Below are 19725 nucleotides of genomic sequence, written 5' to 3'. Positions count from 1 at the left end.
TAGAGCATGATTGGAAAAATTCCCCGATTTTCGGTAGATTAAAGCGTTGTACGTGATAAAGACCCCCGCCCATGATTCGAAAGTTTGCTTTTTTTCTACTGGTTCTTTTTGTCAACACTGTTTCGGCTCAGAAGCCCGATGACAAAAATAACATCGCAAAATATGAACAGCTTATAAAGCATTACCGTTACCTGAAACCAGACTCGGCAAAATATTTCTGTAAGCAGGCGTTAATCTTAGCGCGTTCTAAAGGCGACAGTGCCGGTGTTGCCAAAATATTGCTTCAGAAAGGGATGATTGATGATAATGATGGCAGGTTTGACGATTCGGAAGCAGAATACCAACATTCGTTAGAGATCTTTCGGGCATTGGATTCGAAGAAAGACATCGCAAGTACGCTGATCAGGCTGGGGGTAGTTAAATTAAGGAACGGTAATTATGACAAAGCCATAGATGATTTTTTGAATGCGCTGAGAAACTCAGAGCTTGTAAAAGATAAGTACGGTATGATGGAGGCCAATTATAGCATATCATGGGCTTATCTCGATCAGCACAAAGATCAACCCGCCTTGCAATATCTTATCACAGCCGAAGGATTTAATCAGCAATTGCCTTTCTCTAACATTTCGTTGAATATCTACAACCATTTCGGCGTAGTGTATACCCGACTCAATGATTTTAAAAAAGCAGAATACTATCTAAAAAAAGGACTTGAACTAAGCCAGAAGCCCGAATACCAGGGTCTGAATATCAACTTGCTAAATAACCTTGCAGGTGTTTACGCCAGGCAAGGCCAGATCGCGAAAGCCGTTAAGTTTCAGGAACTGGCATTGGCACGCTCTAAGGCCATTGGCAATTATTTGCGCGAGTTGCAGTCGTTGTTGGCACTATCAAAAACCTATACTAAAACCAATCCTGATAAAGCAATCTATTATTTAACCGAAGCTGTTTTGCTGGCCCGGGCTCAAAAGATCCCTAAACAGGAGATCCGCTTTTTAGAATACTTGTCCGAGTTATATAAATCGCAGGGCAACTATAAAATGGCCCTGGAAACTAAGGACAGGCAGTATGCCCTTGCTGATAGTTTTTTCTTTAAAAAGATGTCGCAAAACATCGAGACACTTAAAGGGAAATATGAACTCAGTAAATCGAAAGCCCGCATTAAAGAGCTGGATTACCTGAACAACAAGCGGAAAATGCAGCTCAAAACCTCGGTGCTGTATCGAAATATTACCCTGGCCGGGGTAGCTGTTTTGCTAGTCATCTTAATTTTGCTTTATAACCAATACAAGCTTAAAAATAAGAATAATAAGGAGATCAACAGTAAAAACCGATCGCTGAACCGGCTCTTGGAAGAGAAGGAGTGGTTGGTAAAAGAAATTCATCATCGAGTTAAAAATAACCTTCAGATTGTGGTGAGCCTGCTCAATACGCAGGCAAGGCATTTAAGTAATAAAGAAGCCATAGACGCCATCGACGAAAGCGCCCACCGCATGCAAGCGATGTCTATCATCCATCAAAAATTATATAAAACAGAGGGCGTGTCAACGGTAAATGTTCAAGATTATTTGGAGGAGTTGACAGCCTACTTGAAAGATAGTGTGGTAAAGGATAAGGACATCCGATTTATAAAGTCCTTTGACGGGTTAACGCTCGATATTTCGCAAGCTATCCCCATAGGTCTTATTGTTAATGAAGCAGTAACCAATGCCGTTAAACATGCCTTTACAGAGGGTGGAAATAACGCAATTAACATTGTACTCACCAACGGCGACAAGCAAAAAGTTATCCTAGAAATTTACGATAACGGTAAAGGGTTGCCCGCTGATTTCTCGTTGAAAAATTCCGAATCAATGGGCATGATGTTGATGAAGGGCCTGGCGAAGCAAATAGACGCCTCGCTTATGATTGAAAGCCGGGTGGGGACCTATATCAAGGTTGAATTTATTTCAGAGATAATCCCAAGAGTTATCTTCGAATCCGGGATATCGGAAGAGTTGCTTCAATAGCGCCAAAATTAGCGGGATTTTTGCTTTGGTGGAACATGTGGTGCATTGCACCACATGTTCCACTGTGTTCCTACTTAAAAGTCATTTTTACTTTAGATGAAGCGGTTATTAAGCTGATTGTTATTGGTTTATGTATTTTTTTTATGTTTGCAATAGAACATCGATGCACCACTTTTAATGACTTTTAAGTCTTTTTCGATGTCAATGTTCCGCCAGCGGATTATTGAAATTAGTTCCAGTACATAATTCTGCTAACTCGTTTATTTTTCTTCCAGTCGTACGGTTTCCATTGCCGCGAGCTCTATCGTTAAATTAATGGATTGCGCACCTTTGGGGCGGGTGCGATGCGGCATGTTTTTAGGGATGGTGATCATCTGTCCTTTATCCAATTCAATCGTTTCCGTCTCAAGATCGATTAAGAGTATACCGTCGATAACGATAAACGTTTCGTCGGAATTGGGGTGATAGTGCCAGTAGAAATCTTCGGTCATGATGCCCATCCGCACCACATGATCATTTACATCTGCCAGGGAAACGTTTTTATAACCATCAAAAGTTTTTCCGATGTACTGATTTAGGTCGGTGATGTTGGTAGGAGAGATGCTCATAGCGGTTGGGTTGTGTTTGGGTAACTATTTTCAGCGGCTATTGTTTGCAGCATTTAGTATGCTATCCATTTGATATTATAATCATTACCTTTAAGTTAACTCATTAGCAATCTATGAAAAAGATTTACCTACTGTTTGCCCTTTGCGTTTTTAGTATCGTATTGAAAGCACAGCAGCCAGCTGCTCATGTAGTAAAAGATCTGAAAATTACCATTTTGAGTACCATGCTGGCTCAAGAAGGCACGGGCGACTGGGGTTTTTCGGCGCTTATTGAATCAGACAGTAGTAAAATACTTTTCGACTCGGGCGGTACTAGGCATGTGGTGTTGGATAATGCCAAAGATCTGGGCATCGATCTTTCTAAAGTACCTATAATTGCCTTCAGCCACGGGCACGACGATCATACGTCGGGTTGGCTGCCTTTGCGGCAGGAGATGAGCGCTATAAACCCTTCGGCCATGTCGCTCACTTATGTGGCTCCCGGATTCTTCGACGGCCGGATAACCCCCAAGGGACCAATGTTTAGTAATCGGAAAGATTCGGCTGCTTACGTACAATCGGGCGGTAAGATCGTCGAACTGAAAACCTGGAAAGAGATTGCTCCCGGCGTTTTTTTAACGGGGAACGATGTACCCCGAATCTATCCAGAAAAGAACTATCCACCTACCTTAAAACGAGTTTATAAGAACGGAACTATTGTGCCCGATACCGTACCCGAAGATATGTCGATGGTAATCCGAACCACCAAAGGGTTAATTCCCCTAACCGGCTGTGGGCATAGCGGTACCGTAAATCTTTTGACTGCAGTTCAAAAACACTTCCAAGACCAACCTATATATGCGGCAATTGGAGGCTTTCACCTGCTAGCCAGTAGCGATGAGCAAATTAAGTGGACTGCAGAGGCCCTGAAAAAAGCTGGGGTACGTTATTTTATGGGCGCCCATTGCACAGGCATCGAACCCGTTTATCAAATCCGTACCTGGGCCGATCTCAAGCGTGGCGAATGTATCGTCGGTTCCACTGGTGCTACTTTTGATCTTCAAAATGGTTTCGTAGCAGGCATGCTTACCATGGGAAAAGGGCCAAATGCTTATTTTAAGAAGTGAGGGGGAGATGGTGCTGTGATACTTCCATCGGTTGAAGTGGGAATGTAATTTATAGGGTCAATTCACCCGTTAGCAGTAACTGTAGATATTTACACCCACAAGGCAGAGCCTTGCGGTAGCGAAGGGGGCACCATGTCGATGGTTCATTTATGGATACCCTAGCAATTTAACAGTAGTTACTCAACTTGCATAAGAGAATTCTTTACTGTTGTCTGTAGCTGGTATAACAGAACTAAAGATAATAGTATTTAATTTGCTTTTTTAAGCTTTGCGTTGATTGTTAAATTCGTTAACATAAATTTTCTGTCCTTTACTTTTGCAATTGAACTAATTGGGTATGCTAAGTAAGTTTCTTTGGTGAATGTTTCTAAAAAGTATCGATACATTACAACAATATCCAACGTTAGACAATTGTCTATTGATTTCCGAGATAGAACTATGTTTAGTCCTTTGCCCTCAGTCATTGCACTTGTATACATAATTCCGTTAATTTCAACGCCAACTATTCTTCTGTAGTAAAGTTTCATAGCGGTGAACATCGCTACTGACAAGTAATAAAGATTGTCACCCTCAGTTCTGTTTAATAGGGAAATGTATTTATAAAATTCTACTAACCATCTGCCAGCTTTTTCTGAGAAACAACTTTCAATTTCATTAAGAAACTTGTTAATTGTTTGCTTGAATTCTGGATTACTTTGTAGATGAAAATCATCTACACATAGATTGATTACCTGTAGCGGAGTAGTGATTTTCCATTTACCTACAGTAACATCTTGTATCCCTATAGGATTATGTTTGTCAGAAAGTTCTTTACATCCCTCTAAGACACAAGATAAGACATTGTTTTCTTCCTTAGATTCAGTTGGTAACGAACCATAAAATAAGGGTTCTCCAATTCGGTTAAATCGTCCTAAACCTATAACTTCAGGCTTTTCTATATTGTATGAAATTTCCTGCTGGTTAGAAAATATTTCCCCGTTCATATTTTTCCTACTTCTCATAATCGAGATTTCAGATAATTCATTTACCAAAAGTGGAACTCTTGCAAATATTGAATAAAAGGTTTCTATTGCTTTTTGAAAGTTGTATTTATCTAACTCTTTTGTTTCAAGGGCTTTTAAGGCAGAAAGTTTACTGTCCAACAATTCAAGGTTGTTTTCGATATAACTAATCACTGATGGCTTATTTATTAGGTCGTTCAATTTTTGCATTTTATTGATAATTAAATGGTTGATTAAATTTATACTTAAAGATACCAATTAAATCAAACGGTTTTTGATTGAGTTTTTAACACTGGTTGATAATTAACATTGGTGTTAAATCAATCTTTATCTTCATACATATAGCATCTAATATTTATGATAAAATAGAGGAATTATAGAGATGGGTAAATTTCAAAAAGGTATAGCTAAAGTACCAAACAGTGGTAGAAACAAGCGGAGTTCCAAATAAGAGTACACAGGAAATCAGGGATGCGATTCAAAAAATGCTTAGTAATAAGATTGATGAATTGGAATCGGATTTAGAAAAGATGTCTCCTCCTGCTCCCGCAAGGGTCCCGCTCGTTACCGCAAGGGTCTCCCTTGCGGTAAACTGATTATGCCTAAATACCAAACATATTCTAAACTACCCGAGCTTCTTTCGCAACCATTTCCTAACCGGCTCATCATACCATTTCAATGTGGCGTAGGCTAAAACTACGGCGCTTGTTAAAATGAGTAAGGCATAAGGCCAGGCCTGCACAATGGTTGTTCCTTTATGGTTACTTATCCAGGCAACGTAAAAATATACCAGCGGGTAGTGTACCATATAGAGCGGATAGGAGATATCGCCCAGGAATTTGCATATTCTATTCTCTCTTGTAGTTTGCATTACACCACTTGCGCCCAGGTAAACGATGAGAGGGAAAACGATGATGATGCACACAGATTCGTAGATGCCGTTCAACCAAATATGCTCAGCACCGCTAATGCGCGGCATATAAAGCACTAAAGCAACTAAAAGGCTGCACAATAAAAAGGCATTTTTTATTTGAGTAGGCTTCACTATGCGCGAAAGTAGCAGACCTGCAAAGAAGGGGTACATTGTACGCGTTAGACCGATGCGTACCTGCTCCACATTTAAGGTCCAGCCGCCGCCTACGTCGCCGTTTGTTATGGCCAGGTGCGCAAGTGCGATTGCGGCAATACCCACCAGGATACCTAATGCCGTTTTAGAAAACTTCCTGATCCATATAGCATAAAGAATGTTGGCAATGTATTCGAAAAATAACGACCATCCAACACTATTCAACGGATGCATCTCTTCCCAACCCCGAATGTCGAGCGATAGGGGCACAGGAAGAATAGTATAACCAATCAGCATCACCACCAGCATTTTCCATAGTGGGACGGTATGAATGAGCGGCCACAGTGTAGAGTCTGTGAAATAGAATCCGATTGCCCCGAGAGTCATCCCCAAAACCACCATTGGTTGAAGGCGTTCGATACGGCGTTTAAAAAAACTGCCAACGGTCATTTTAGGCCAGCGGTCGTCGTAAGCATAACCAATCACAAAACCCGATAACAAAAAGAAAAAATCTACCGCCAGGTAGCCATGATTGACCAGGTTATCTAAATGACTGGTTGATAAGGGCTCTGCCAAATGAAATGTTACAACTATTATAGCTGCGACACCGCGAAGGCCGTCTAATATGGGGTAATGTGGCTTGGGGGCCAGCTCATTATTGTTCATTAATAATAGAAGATGTAAGGTCAGTAAATTAAAAACGGGCGCAAAATATAAAAAAGAATGGGTTGTAAACTAGTCTACAAGACAAAAGATTGCGTGAGCTCAGGTGTGAAAAATTACTCACATTTATACACAATTTCTCATTTTTAGCATAATAGTAAACGCCCGCCCCAATTGCTGCGTATCTTCTATAGCTTTGAATTAACCAATTATAGATCTTGCTTTTCCCGGCAAAGCCCCCTCACTTGCTTTCCTACTCCACCAGCTTAAATTATTAAAGCCATATCTATGAAATCTAAAATTTTACTAGTTGCATTGCTTGGCTTAAGCATAGCCGGCTGCAAAAAAACAGAAGAATTATCGGGTAAACCAAACAACGTTGAGGCGGCATCGCCCGAAGCCCAGGCTGCAATCGCTGCGGGTACAACTTTGCCTTTGACCATTCAAACCATTGCGGGCAAAACCGGAGAGCACTTTCAATTTGCCAACGGGTTGGATTTGGCCGATGACGGCAATCTTTATGTTGCCGATCAGAATGCAAGCCTGATCCGCAAGGTTACACCGGCAGGTGTTGTAACAACGGTGCCTATTCCAAACTCTCCCGATAACGGCTTTGCATTGCACTCGCCGATGCGTGTAAGGGTGCAAAAAGACGGTACTATAAATATTCTTACAATAAATACCGTGGGGGTTGTCGCGTTTAATAATATGTGGATTGTGAAACCCAATGGCCAGGCGCTTACACCACCCTTTGCGCCGGCCTCGAGCAATAATACCAATGCTACCAGAAGATCATATGATTATGATGATCTGCAAACAGATAAGATCACAGGCGACGTTTGGGTTAGCGGCGTTAACTTAAATACGGGCAACAGTATGATTCAGAAGTTTAAAATCAGTCCGCAAGGGTATCTGGGTACCGATGAGATTAATTGGCCAAGAGATTCGGTATATCGTGATCCAACCGTAGGAAATGGCCCGGATGTAAGAACTTTTTACATTGGATACAATGGGGTAAGATACATTGTGATGAATTACAAAAGCATTTATAAGCTTACACCATCGGGTGTATTCACCCGCATTTTCAGAGATCTTACGTTTAGCAATATTAACTGCATAGTAGGTACTAAGGATGGCCGAACCCTTTATATTGTTGACGATGCTGCGCTGAAAAGGATTGTAGACGGAAAACTGCAATACATTAGCGGCCCGAGTAAACCCTTTGACGCGCACGATGGTGTAGGGGTTTATGCCGATATACGCCCCATACAACTTGCGCTATCGAAAGATGAAAGCACCCTGTACTTTACTGATACCCGGCAATTGATCAGGAAAGTACTGTTGAAATAGATTGAAATAAAAAGAGCAACAGTGTTAAATACTGTTGCTCTTCAATAAAAGAATAAATTTTCTACATCGCCGGTAATACCCCCAGCGGCTTAGAAGCATCAACGCGCCGCATCAGCTTCCCGAACAGGTTGAACAGATGTGTCAAAATCTTTAGTGCGGCCTAGTAATTTGAAATGGTCCGCCACTATTTCGGTGTGGTACGATCTGATGTTTTCTTTGCTTTCGGCACATCGGGTACGAAATTTACCTTCAACATAGATCAACTGACCGTTACGAAGTTGTTTGTAGGCTATTTCAGCCAAATTTCGCCACATAATAACGCTGTGCTTTTCGGTATGTTCGGTGGGTGTACCGTTCTTAAAAATGTGTTCTGTTGTTGCCACCATAAAATTGAGTACGGCGATCTCTCCTGGTAGGTATCGGAGCTCAGGTTCCCGGCAAATATTGCCGACAAGGATCGCTTTATTTATTCCAGGCATTTTTAATTTGATTTAAATGAGCGTTTATATTAAATATGTTTAGTATTTAAGAGGTTAATAGTCAATGCATAAACAAGATTTTTTGCAACTTTGTTTTGTTTCGTTTATAGCTGCAGATTGTAGCGGGTGGTTAGAAAGTATTAATCGTGCCATCACAACATAATTTAAAACCTGAATAAAATCCTATTTTAACCCGAAATCAGAACAAGCTAAATGACCTGGATTTGCCCAAAGTGTGAGAGGGAATTAAAGAGTGAAACACAAACGCACTATTGCGCAAAAGTTAACCTCGATACTTTATTTGAAGGCCGGAGCGCCGAACTCATGCTTGCGTTCGACAAACTACTTTTAGCAGTTGCCGATTGGGACAATGTAGCCATAAGCAATACGCCGAACTGCGTGGTGTTTGTGCACAACCAAACCTTTTTGGTAATTAAACCTATGAAAGCGGTATTGGATGTGAAGTTTTATTCGACGGCTCCGCTTAAAGATTTGATGCCCTATAAAAGTTTGATTTATTCGGGCCGGTATGCTAATCATTTCAGGATATCGAAAGTGGAAGACATTAAACCTGTTATGATTAAGTATATAAGGGAGTCGTATGAGTTGCTTTAGCTTCCATCAATAATCTTCGGTCCGTTAAAAAGCACGGGGATATGCGATTCCCTCCCTCGGAAGCGTGTAGGAAGGGGTTTACGCTATCGAATTGCGACGAAACCCGTCCCTGCTACAGCAAAATACTTCCAATTCCCTCCCAATGGGGGGAATTGGAAGTATCGTCTAACTAGGAGTTGTTACTCTCGAGAGGATAATTAATAGAAAAGCACTATTTCATATCTACATCTGATACCCACTGATTGGCAATGCCGAAATCTTTAACAGGTTCATCTGAGGCGGTGATTACGAGCGTGCCGCCCTGCATAATCTCCTGATGGGTTAGCCAGTTACGGTTGAGTGTTTTGCCGTTTAACTGCACGGATTTAATGTATTTGCGGCCTTCTTTATAATTAGGTACTTGTATATCAAAATGTTTGCCACCCGGCCATTTAAAGCTTACCTCGTTAAATAGCGGCACATTTAAATAGTAAATGGGCCAGCCCACACAAGCAGGCGAAATACCACTTGCAGCAAATATAAACCATGCCGACATGGCACCTGCGTCATCATCCATAGTACGGACGTAAGTGTCGGGTTTGTTTTGATAAATCACGCCAACAAATGGGTCTATCCCGCGGCTGTTATCATTAAAATAGTATTGTACTACGGTATCCACAGCGTATTTATGCACCATAGCCTGCGATTTCCAGGGTTGCGATGAAGCATTATACATCAGCGGAACCTGTATATCTGGCTCGTTGGCGTGGTTGTAATAATCGTTCTCAAAAAATCGGTCGAGTTGACTGGTATAGGCTTTTTCGCCGCCGGTAAGTTCAATTAAACCCTTTACATCAAAAGGTACAAACCAGCGGTATTGCCAAACGGTTCCCTGGTAAAGGCCGCGGGCAGGTATCCTGTCAACATCGGGTTTGGTAAGGTCTTTAAAATCCTTGTTCCAGTAGGTTTTGTATTCCGAAGCTTTTTGTTTGTACTGATCGGCTAACTCTTTTTTACCAGTTGCTGCCAATATTTGTGATAATGCCCAGGCATCATAACTCGATTCTAAAGCCTTATCGGGGTGCGAAAAATCGAGCCTGTTAACTTCGGAAATTAACGAATCGCAAATCTTATTAAAATCAACCGGGTAACCCTTACGGTAAGCATCAAGTAATACTACGATACCATGCTCGGTGCGAACGGTATTTGAGGGTTCATGCTGGGTGGCGTAATCCTTTTTGCCGTATTGGTAGAGATTGGCTATTGACGTGGCTATCGACTTGTATTTGTCGGGATATGCGATAGACAATAGCGGTAATTGGGTACGATAATTATCCCATATCGCCCAGCCGTTGTAAATGCTGTCTGTAGTATGTTGTAAAGTGCCATCTGTTGCACGGAAACTGCCATCGCGCTCTGAAACCACATAAGGTGATTGCACCGTACGATAAAGCATCGAATAAAATAGTTTTGCTCGCTCCGGGTTGCCTTTAACCTCTATTCGGCTTAAAACCTGGTTCCAACCTGTTGCGCTTTGGGATTTCAGCTGATCGAAACTGCCCGTTGTTAAGGCGGCTTTTGCATGCGCCACATCAACAGACGAAAATGCGATATGCAATTGAATACGTTCACTGTTAGCAGCAAGATAAGCTAATAACTGGTGTTCTTTTAGCGCATTAAACTTTACCGGCTGATCAAATTTTATAGCATAATAAACACGGTATGTGCCCACATTACACGTGGTTTTAGAATCCACCCAGCCGGTTAAACCGTCTGCTTGCAGTTCGTGTTCTTCGGCTACAAATCTGTTGGCAAGCGTGTGGCTCAAATCTATCTTAAACCCCTTCTTACCTTGCGGAAAGTAATAGCTTTCTATACCCTCGTTTTGGTACACCGCAATTTTGGCCGCTATACGGTTGGTAAAGGATGCATTATAATAACCTGCGCCAGCGCTTTCGGTAGCTTTGGTTAGTATTGAAGCAGTATCGCCCAAAAATGGGGTGATCATAATATTACCACCGCTTCCCTGGCAGCCTACGCCTTCAAAACGGTTGTGCGTAAAGCCCAGAAACTGTTTGGCCTTATGCTCATAACCCATGTGTAGGTTAGGGTAGGTTTGCGGGCCAATGCTCAGCATGCTGAAGGGATATGACGCCGCAGGCGACATCTGCCCATGATCGCCGGATGAACCCACGAATACGTTAACCAGGTCGGCCGGTTGAGGAGGCTGCGTTTTTTTAGTTTGGGCAGATAAAGAAAGAGCGATAAAAATTAAGGCCGCGGAAAGAAAAGATCTCATGGATGCGAAAATATAGAAAGCTAAATAGGTAGATAGATATTAATTGTGAAGTTGTTTCTTCTTCAGATATTCCAATAGTTCTTTTGGCCTATCGGTTTGGATAATGGTTGCACCATGGGCCAGAATCCAGTCCCAGCTGTCTTTTTTGTTATTATCCTCTACAGCCATGTCGTCATCGTGGCCGCCGTTTAGCGACGCCCATAAAGAATTGATCCAAACCTTCGAGCCCGTTTGGGTAATAAATTTATTATCGCTCAAAATCGCCGACGTGTCTTTGGTGAAGATGAGTTCAAATGCGTACGGTTTCATGTTTTTCAGGTAGTCGGTAATTACCTTTCTGGCATCCGGTTTATCCAGACTCACCACCGGCATATAGATGATCTTATTTATCAACTGCGGGTATTTGTTCTTCACACTATCGTAAGGCATTTCCGATTTAAAAATGGCTTGTTTCAGTGTTCCGGTTTCCTGCAAAATGTCATAAGCTTCGTTATAGTAGTCGTAGCTTTTATCGAGGTTAACCTTTACGTTGGTGCCTTTAAGCGCAAGCATTACTTCTTTTAAAGTGGGGATACGGTTGTTAGTCACCCGGCCAATGCCATTCCTGAGGCCAAACTTACGGATCTCGTCAAAAGTGTAATCAGAGGGTTTGCCCTTTCCGTCGGTGGTGCGGTTTATGGTACCGTCGTGCATAATTACAATGGCGCCGTCTTTGGTTTTTTTAAGGTCGAGTTCAACAATATCAACTCCTATAGCTGCAGCATATTTAAAGGCGAGCAGGGAGTTTTCGGGAGCATTGCGCCAATCGCCGCGGTGTGCGGTTACCTGTACTTTGTTTTGTGCCGAAGCGGTAATAGAAAGGAGCGCGATTGCAGGCAAGAAGAATAGTTTGATAGCAGATTTCATGCAGATATAGAATTGAAAAAGGAGGGGACCGGCCCCTCCTTCAAAATTAAAGATTAATAACCCGGGTTCTGGTACATTTTTACCGGATCGAGTTTGTATTCGTCGAACGGAATAGGGTAGTAGCGGTCTTTAGTGGTAAAGTTTGCTACCAGTGCCGTACCGTAATCGGCCTGAGGTTTAGCCTTGAAATAAGCAACTAACTCGTCTGTGGTAAAGAACCTTAATAAGTCAAACCAACGGTGGTGCTCAAATGCTAATTCAACACGGCGCTCGTGTAAAATAGCCAGTTTTAAGGTTGGATATTTGGCAACGTAAGCTGCGTTTGTTATCGACGCTGCGTAAGTTGGCATACCTGCACGGGTACGAACCTGATCCAGGAAAGAGATTGCAGTGGCGTTATCGCCCAGGTACATATTTACTTCGGCAAGCATCAGGATCACATCAGCATAACGCATCAAAATCCAATCGTTACCACCGTAACCCAGGTTAGAAGCGCCTGAACTTGCATCGCGGAACTTAGTGATAAACCAATCTTTCACAATTGGGTCGTTGGCATATTTAATAGAGAAAGCACCACGAGGATCGTTAGCTTCATAATCATTTACTAAATCGTGCTTAACGTTACCGCCTACACCAGATGATGCTTTTAACGAGTTAATGGTTTCGCCTTTGGCCTGGTTGTTTGCAGCTATTGATGAGCTGTAGTTAATATCACCCTGCTTGTTTACGATCTGGAAGATCAGTTCAGGGCAAGTTGATTTTTTAGTTACATCAAACACATCAGTATAAGGGATGCTGCTTAAAGCACCAAACGTGCGCATGTTGTAGGCAGCCATCAGGAAGGTTTTAGCGCTAGCCAAATTAGCTGCCCTGTTCGCCTGATCTTGCGTGGTTGCCATAGTTAAATAAACCTGACCTAAAAGTGCATTTGCAGCTGCTTTAGAAGCACGGCCAATGCCAGCGCCTGTTTGCAGGTTAGGCAGGTTGCTGTTGTTAACCACATCTGTTAAGTCGGCTACGATCTGAGCGTAAACAGTAGCTTGCTTTTCGCGGAATGTAGCTGCTGATACCTCTGTAGAAGCCAATTGCTTGGTAACCAAAGGCACATCGCCCCATAAACGCACCAGGTGAAAATAAATAAGCGCACGTAAAAATTTGGCTTCACCCACATACTGTGCCTTAACGGTAGGGTCGGTAAAAGTTACTTTATCTATGTTGCTCAATACCGTATTAGCGCGGGTAATGGTACCGTAAAGTGATACCCAGTGTGCCTTTAAATAAGTATTGCTTGCCAGTAACGAAAAGTTGTTGAACTGGAACGGTTCGCCGGCGTTAGATTGGTTATCATTAGTACCGGTATCGTCCGAACGCTGATCGGTCCACAAGTCGCTGGTTTCGCCGATATTGTTACCACTACGCAGCGATTGGTAAATACCATTTACGGCCAGCAATACATCGTTAGGTGATTTAAAACTATTATCAACAGATATTGCGTTAGGGTCGCTTTGTTCTAAAAACTCTTTCTTACATGACGAGCTCACTACTACAAGTGCTGCAAAGCACGCCATAGCTATATATTTCTTCTTCATCTCTTGTGTTGTTAAAAATTATTAAAATGTTAGGTTAATGCCCAGGTTGTACGAACGCACCAGCGGGTAAACACCATAATCGATACCTGGTGCAAGGTTGGCTGGTTGTGTACTGTTTGAGCCACCGCTAGAGTAGTTGTAATCTACCTCTGGGTTATAGCCTTTGTATTTAGTAATTGTAAATGCATTTACCACGCTCGCATAAATACGGAAGTTGCTGATCTTTAACTTATCGCGTAGAGATACCGGGATGGTATAACCCAGGGTAATGTTAGTACAACGTAAGAACGAACCATCCTGTAAATAGAAGGTTGATAAACGGGTACTGTTACTTTGGGTACCACCGCGAGATGCACGGTAAACAGTACCATCACCCGGCTCAGATGCGTTGCGGTATCGGTTGGCAACATCAGCATACTGGTTACCAGAACCCTCCATGTTGTACAGGTAATAATCCTGACCATCCAATACCTTGTTACCCTGCGAGCCATTAAATGCTGCAGCGATATCGAAATGCTTGTAAGCTGAGTTTAAGCCAAAACCGTAAGTGAAGTTTGCATAAGGCGAACCGATAATGGTTTTATCAGCATCGGTAACCTTGCCATCACCATTGGTATCTACAAAGTACAGGTCGCCCGGTTTAACAGGGTTGGTAGATGCTGTAGATTGCGCAACTTTGGTAATGTTATCCGGAGTAACCATACCGGCTACTTTAAAGCCATAGAACATACCCACCGGCTGGCCTTGTGTGGTAATGTTGGTTAAGTAAGAACGCTCGGCACCGTTAATGATAATGGTGTTGTTGCTTGGTAGTTTAACCACTTTGTTGCGGTTGATAGAGATATTACCGCTGGCGTTAAAGGTGAAATCTTTTTCGTTAATGATACGTCCGTCCAGTTGGAAATCAAAACCGCTGTTACGGATCTTAGAATCTTTAAGGTTGGTTAAGATTGTTGTAGAGCCGGATATTGCCGAAATTGGCTGGTTGTACAACAGGTTGTACGAGTAGCTTAAATAGTAGTTAGCCATTAATGATAAACGGCCTTTAAACAAACCGATATCGGCACCGAAGTTATACTGTGAGGTAGACTCCCAGCTTAACTTAGAATCTTTGATACCACCCGGGTAAGTAGCTGTAGCAATAGCGCTGCTGTTACCAAACACAACACCGGTAGGGCTACCCAAAGTTTGCTGGGTATTGTAGTTACCAATGTTATAGTTACCTGTTAAGCCCCAGCTTGCACGTAATTTAACGGTCGACTGGTCGCCCAGGAAATTGTGGTAGAAAGACTCGTCAGATAGTGTCCAGCCTGCAGCTACCGATGGGAAATAACCGTATTTGTTATCCGGTCCGAAACGTGATGAACCATCGGCACGGAACGAAGCGGTTAAGAAATATTTACTGTTATAGTTGTAATTAACACGACCAAGGTAAGAAAGCAGAGTGTAAGTAGATTTGGCGGTTGGTACCAAACCTAAACCTGCCTGCGGGTTTGCAGTAGTAACCAATGTAAAGTTGCTTGGATCTGCACCTTTTCCGGTAATTTCGGGAATGTTATCATTCTGGAAACCACGAGCATAAACACTGATGATATCGCTGCTGGTTTTTTGTGCAGAGTAACCCGCCAAGGCATCAAAATGGTGTTTGCCGAATTGTTTGTTGTAGTTTAAGGTAAACTCGCCCAGACGGTCAACTAATGAAGTTGTTTGTGCCGCAGCCGTTGCTGCCGCGATAGATTGGGTAGATCCCGGAGGAAATGCACCGCTGCTTATAGTTGTCGGCAGGTAGTAATCATACTTTTCGTTATAGGTTTGTGTACCTAAGTTTACTTTGGCATCAAAGCCTGGTAAAATGTTGTAAGAAACATTACCATTATAAAGGCTGCGGTATCCTTTGCGGGTAATTTTAGTACGCTCGGCCAGGGCTACCGGGTTTTCGATAGACTGGTAACCATAAGCGGTTGATTGTGCAGCTTCGGCATTGGTAGCTAAAGTACCATCTGCATTATATGCCGGTAAATAAGGCATGTAAATTAATGCACCTAAAATCGGACCGTGGTCAAAACGGCCTTCCTGCACCTCTTTGTTATAGTTTTGAGTGTAAGAGATGTTTGCACCTACGTGTAATCTCTTGCTTACATTACCATCAACAGTGGTGCGGAAATTGTAACGCTCCTGACCGGTAGTATGGATAATACCGTCCTGATTTTGGTAAGCACCGCTCACGAAGTAACGGATATCTTTTGACGCACCTGAGAAAGACAGGTTATGCTTTTGGAAGAACGCGTTGTGGTACAATTCATCCTGCCAGTCGGTGTTTACGGTTTGGTGAATTAATGATTGTGTGGTGTAGTTGTACAAACCATCTGGGATGCTCACGCTACCGGCGTTACCAACATTGGCAATACGGGTTGCGTTGTTATCAGAGTACATGTTATCGTTCCAGGTGTGGCCTGTATTTACCCAAAGATCTTTATAAGTATTGTTACGACCATCAATAACCAATTGTGCAGCCTGATCTGAATTTAACAGATTTACTTTTTTAGCCAACTGGTTAACACCGGTTTGCAGATCGTATTCGAATTTCCCTTTACCTTCTTTACCTTTTTTAGTGGTAATAATTACCACACCCCCAGACGCGCGTGAACCATAGATAGCTGCAGAAGCCGCATCTTTTAACACGTCGATGGTTTCGATATCGTTAGGGTTGATGTAAACATCGTTACCAGCAGGGTAACCATCAATTACATAAAGTGGATCTGAACTTGCGTTGAATGAGCCCACACCACGCACCCTGATCTTAGTCCCCTGGTAAGGTGCACCATCAGTTTGTGATACCTGTACGCCCGCAATTTTACCAACCAATGCCTGACCCAATGTTGGGGCAGAAAGGTTAAGCTCGCTTGCCTTAACGCTGGAAATAGCACCTGTAACATCGCTTTTGCGAATGGTTTGGTAACCAATAGCTACCACCTCGTTAAGCATATTGGCTTGAGGCACTAATTTTAAGTTGATTGGTTTGCTGCCGTTAACCGTTACCTCTTGTTGCAGGTAACCAATAAAGGTGTATGTTAAAACAGAACCTTCTTCGGCTGCGATGGTGTATTTACCATTAACATCGGTAGTTGTACCCTTAGATGTTCCTTTAATACGAACGGTTACGCCGGGTAGCGGTTGGTTGCGTTCGTCGGTAACCAAGCCTGTTATCTGGGTGGCAGCCTGTGCAATAGTGTTATGTGTTGCAGCGTTAGTAACTAACGACAACACCATGATCAGTAAGAATAAGAACGGTTGAATATAAAACTTAGCTAAAAGATCATGAGTAATCTTTTTATTCATATTTTTAAAAAATTGATTGTTAGAAACGACAAAAGCATGCGACCGCTTTTTTTAGTTATTTGACAATTATCCGGACCGTGTGAGTGTTGGCGCATTCACCGGTTCTTTTTTTATCGCCGGGTTCGATGTGAGTTAAAAAAATGTTACATAGGCAATCACATTTGGAACGTTAAGCAGAATTAGAAATTTGTTAAAGGATCATTTGTATCTCGCAGAAAAATATTAATTGAGGTAGATTAATATTACGATCCTGGCAACAAAACTACAGGTGCCATCTTAAGCGTGGGCTATTTAAATGTTAAGTTTACATTAATACAAAATAAAAAAGCCCGATATAAACCGGGCTTCTTTCATCTAATGTTAATGTTGTGTTGTTACCAGGCTGTAGTAGTAAAATTTACATTGTTTTTGCGCGACGATGTTACCGCAATTCCCTTTGTGTTGTTGCCTATAAATGAAAAGCCTTCCAGCTCATCGCCACGGTCTATACCATCTATTTGACTAACTACAACCTGCTTGCCAGTTTCAATCGATTTCTTCAGGTCTACATAAGTAAATCGCCATTGGCGGCCTTCTATCTTATTTTGTATCAACACTAGCTGTCCCTTATCGGCTATCCAGTGCAGGTTTTGTACCCAGGGTGTGCAGGTAAATTTTTTGTAAAGCACACCAGGTTCACTGGTGTTTTTCGCTTTCGCCAGTTTTTCCGGATCGTATAGTCGTACCTCGTTGCCGTGGTCGCCATAATCTGCGGTGGCAACGTACCATTTATTGTTGTATTTAACATATTCAGGGCGGGTACCTTGTATGCAGGCATCATCATCTATGGTGTTAATCAGGTTACCATCCAAAGTCCCGTTTTTTTGGAGGCCTTCCCAATTAATATTGTAAATAACCGCTTTCCATTTGGTACCCTCTGCATTAAGGCGTATCGAATTACCGATAAACGTTGGCCCTTTACCATTGTAGGCAATGCCGGTAGGGTGGTTAATTACATCCTGTCCGTTTTGGGTTAGTTTATATTCTTTATGCTGATAAACCAGGCTATCGTTTTCCATCTTAAACTCACGGATCATACCCACTTCGCGGTCGCCATATAAAAAAATGCGGCCGTTTTGATAAGAAATACCCTGGCAGGCACCTAGCGAATCGATGGTAATAGCGCGGTCGAGCTTTTGATCAACTGATCCGCTAACAAACGCGCACAACGTGCTTATTGCAACCAATGCCGTTGCGGTTAAATTTTTCATAGTTGTATATAGTAGCTTTTATAATTAACGTGGGTCAAGTGGCTCATCGGGGTCTATCTGCATCGCTTCTTCAACCGGGTAGTACTCAACCTCCGTATCCGAAAGGCGTTTGCTTAGTTTGTAGGGTACATAATTCAATTCCTTTTCGCAGCGCGGAGCCATGTTCATTAAAAAATCTGTTTGTGCTTTATCGGTTATCACAATGCCCGGTTTATCAGCAGGGATTCCATAACGGTAGATTAGCCGCGCGCAGTTGCGCATGTTGGTAGTGGTGTGGCGTGCATGCGGTTCCATAATAATGGCGCTCTCTGGTATACGAAGCGTTTGGATCAGGTACTTCTTCATTTCCAGTGCCTCATTATGTTTGTTTTTGTACGGATGCACGTTACCGCCCGATACCATAATTAAGGGTGCAATACCTGAATTATATTGCTGGGCGGCCAGCCGGCAGCGCAGCATGCCTTCGCCGCTTAAGGGAGTGGTAAGGTTATCCGGACCGGCGCCTGGCACTAATATATTAGAGTATGGATAGCTTGCCCATTTAATAGTTTTGATCTTATCAACAGCAGCCTTGTTAACGGTACTGGCCATAGGCTCATAATTGGCAGGGTCTTGCCGTTCGTTTATTTGCAAATAAAGCAAGGCTGCTTGTAATGATGGTTCGAAGAAAAGTTTGGTGTTCTTTACATCGCCGGCAAGCACAACTGCGCAATCGTACATAATAGTAGTGTAGCTTTTGGCTTTCACATTATAGCTGATGGAATCTATCTGTGGGTAATTAGGTTTCTTACCTTCTGCATAAACACTTATGGTATAATTAACGGCAGCTGCATCTTGTTCCCATGCTTTTACTAATTGTTCAGCCGGAGAAAGGTTCTTGTATAATGAATAGGTAGCCGATGGTATTAATACTGTTTTAGTTAAACGATCTAATGGTCCGTTAGATTTATATAGCGCCGTTAAGCGTGCGCTTACGGTTTTGATCTCATCATCAGAAAACTTAATTTGACCGGTGAAACAGGTTGCGTCTTTACAATCTTTAATGGCATTATTTAAGCCTTGAATCTTAGTTAAAGTAAGCCGGGCTAAAGCCGTGTCGCTTTTAAGCAGGGCGTTAACTTCTTTGTCTTGCTCGAATAAGCTAAGTAGATAATAATTTTTTGTTTTTACCCAGTCGCCGGTTGTTTTAAGCAAATAGGGGTTGGGCTTCACTTTTTGTGCGTAAGAGTTACCACATAAGGCGGCGCAAAGCAGTATCAGGAAAAATTTGTTCATATCGCAGTAAATGTTTTGCAAATAACTTGTCTCAATATAAAATGAAAGTTAAGTATTTGTTATAATCAAGGGGATGGTACCTATCATTATCGTTACAGATTGTAAGCTGAATAAGTTATTCGTTTATAAAAATAAGCTGCATTATCGCCAAAATAGATATATTGGCTGTCTGATGCGGTGCAATAGAGAAG

14 protein-coding genes are annotated in these 19725 nt (G+C 42.3%); 4 read left to right on the top strand and 10 right to left on the bottom strand.

Annotation, left to right across the window (positions count from 1 at the left end; genetic code table 11):
- Positions 1–71 precede the first annotated feature (71 nt).
- The gene (locus GSY63_RS23545; protein WP_166588293.1) at positions 72–2009 is read left to right on the top strand and encodes a tetratricopeptide repeat-containing sensor histidine kinase; all 1938 of its coding nucleotides are present in this window, start codon (positions 72–74) and stop codon (positions 2007–2009) included.
- 260 nt (positions 2010–2269) lie between these two features.
- On the opposite strand, the gene GSY63_RS23540 is transcribed toward GSY63_RS23545, so the two are convergent.
- Positions 2270–2617 carry a cupin domain-containing protein gene (locus GSY63_RS23540; RefSeq protein WP_166588292.1) on the bottom strand — a complete coding sequence of 116 codons (348 nt, stop codon included), beginning with the start codon at positions 2615–2617 and terminating at the stop codon, positions 2270–2272.
- Between the two features lie 113 nt (positions 2618–2730).
- Here GSY63_RS23540 and GSY63_RS23535 point away from each other — a divergent pair, with 113 nt between their 5' ends.
- Positions 2731–3723 (top strand): MBL fold metallo-hydrolase, encoded by a 993-nt coding sequence (locus GSY63_RS23535; RefSeq protein WP_166588291.1) that lies wholly within the window; start codon positions 2731–2733, stop codon positions 3721–3723.
- A 248-nt stretch (positions 3724–3971) separates the two neighbouring features.
- Here the strand turns inward: GSY63_RS23535 and GSY63_RS23530 are convergent, their stop codons facing one another.
- Positions 3972–4934, bottom strand: coding sequence for a hypothetical protein (locus tag GSY63_RS23530; RefSeq protein ID WP_166588290.1), 963 nt, complete (start codon positions 4932–4934; stop codon positions 3972–3974).
- 415 nt (positions 4935–5349) lie between these two features.
- Positions 5350–6456, bottom strand: a complete 1107-nt coding sequence (locus tag GSY63_RS23525) for an acyltransferase family protein (protein WP_166588289.1) — start codon at positions 6454–6456, stop codon at positions 5350–5352.
- 285 nt (positions 6457–6741) lie between these two features.
- Between GSY63_RS23525 and GSY63_RS23520 the strand changes: the two genes are divergently transcribed.
- Complete coding sequence (locus tag GSY63_RS23520; protein ID WP_166588288.1) at positions 6742–7803, top strand: hypothetical protein; 1062 nt, start codon at positions 6742–6744, stop codon at positions 7801–7803.
- A gap of 98 nt (positions 7804–7901) precedes the next feature.
- On the opposite strand, the gene GSY63_RS23515 is transcribed toward GSY63_RS23520, so the two are convergent.
- Positions 7902–8282 carry a single-stranded DNA-binding protein gene (locus GSY63_RS23515; protein ID WP_166588287.1) on the bottom strand — a complete coding sequence of 127 codons (381 nt, stop codon included), beginning with the start codon at positions 8280–8282 and terminating at the stop codon, positions 7902–7904.
- Between the two features lie 213 nt (positions 8283–8495).
- Between GSY63_RS23515 and GSY63_RS23510 the strand changes: the two genes are divergently transcribed.
- On the top strand, positions 8496–8897 hold the full coding sequence (locus GSY63_RS23510) for a DUF5655 domain-containing protein (RefSeq protein WP_166588286.1): 402 nt from the start codon (positions 8496–8498) through the stop codon (positions 8895–8897).
- A 211-nt stretch (positions 8898–9108) separates the two neighbouring features.
- On the opposite strand, the gene GSY63_RS23505 is transcribed toward GSY63_RS23510, so the two are convergent.
- The 6 genes from GSY63_RS23505 to GSY63_RS23480 form a co-directional block, all read right to left on the bottom strand.
- Positions 9109–11175 carry a glycoside hydrolase domain-containing protein gene (locus GSY63_RS23505; RefSeq protein WP_166588285.1) on the bottom strand — a complete coding sequence of 689 codons (2067 nt, stop codon included), beginning with the start codon at positions 11173–11175 and terminating at the stop codon, positions 9109–9111.
- 39 nt (positions 11176–11214) lie between these two features.
- Positions 11215–12081, bottom strand: coding sequence for a glycerophosphodiester phosphodiesterase family protein (locus GSY63_RS23500; RefSeq protein ID WP_166588284.1), 867 nt, complete (start codon positions 12079–12081; stop codon positions 11215–11217).
- Between the two features lie 53 nt (positions 12082–12134).
- Positions 12135–13670 carry a RagB/SusD family nutrient uptake outer membrane protein gene (locus GSY63_RS23495; protein ID WP_166588283.1) on the bottom strand — a complete coding sequence of 512 codons (1536 nt, stop codon included), beginning with the start codon at positions 13668–13670 and terminating at the stop codon, positions 12135–12137.
- A 21-nt stretch (positions 13671–13691) separates the two neighbouring features.
- On the bottom strand, positions 13692–17009 hold the full coding sequence (locus GSY63_RS23490; protein WP_166588282.1) for a SusC/RagA family TonB-linked outer membrane protein: 3318 nt from the start codon (positions 17007–17009) through the stop codon (positions 13692–13694).
- Positions 17010–17383: 374 nt separating this feature from the next.
- On the bottom strand, positions 17384–18259 hold the full coding sequence (locus tag GSY63_RS23485; RefSeq protein ID WP_166588281.1) for a hypothetical protein: 876 nt from the start codon (positions 18257–18259) through the stop codon (positions 17384–17386).
- Between the two features lie 24 nt (positions 18260–18283).
- A complete protein-coding gene (locus GSY63_RS23480) occupies positions 18284–19534 on the bottom strand; it encodes a YdcF family protein (RefSeq protein WP_166588280.1) in 1251 nt (416 codons plus the stop codon).
- Positions 19535–19725 lie beyond the last annotated feature (191 nt).

This window comes from Mucilaginibacter agri, assembly GCF_009928685.1.
Taxonomy (GTDB): domain Bacteria; phylum Bacteroidota; class Bacteroidia; order Sphingobacteriales; family Sphingobacteriaceae; genus Mucilaginibacter; species Mucilaginibacter agri.
The sequence above is the reverse complement of the archived record's forward strand: the minus strand, read 5'-3'. Positions and strand labels throughout refer to the sequence as shown.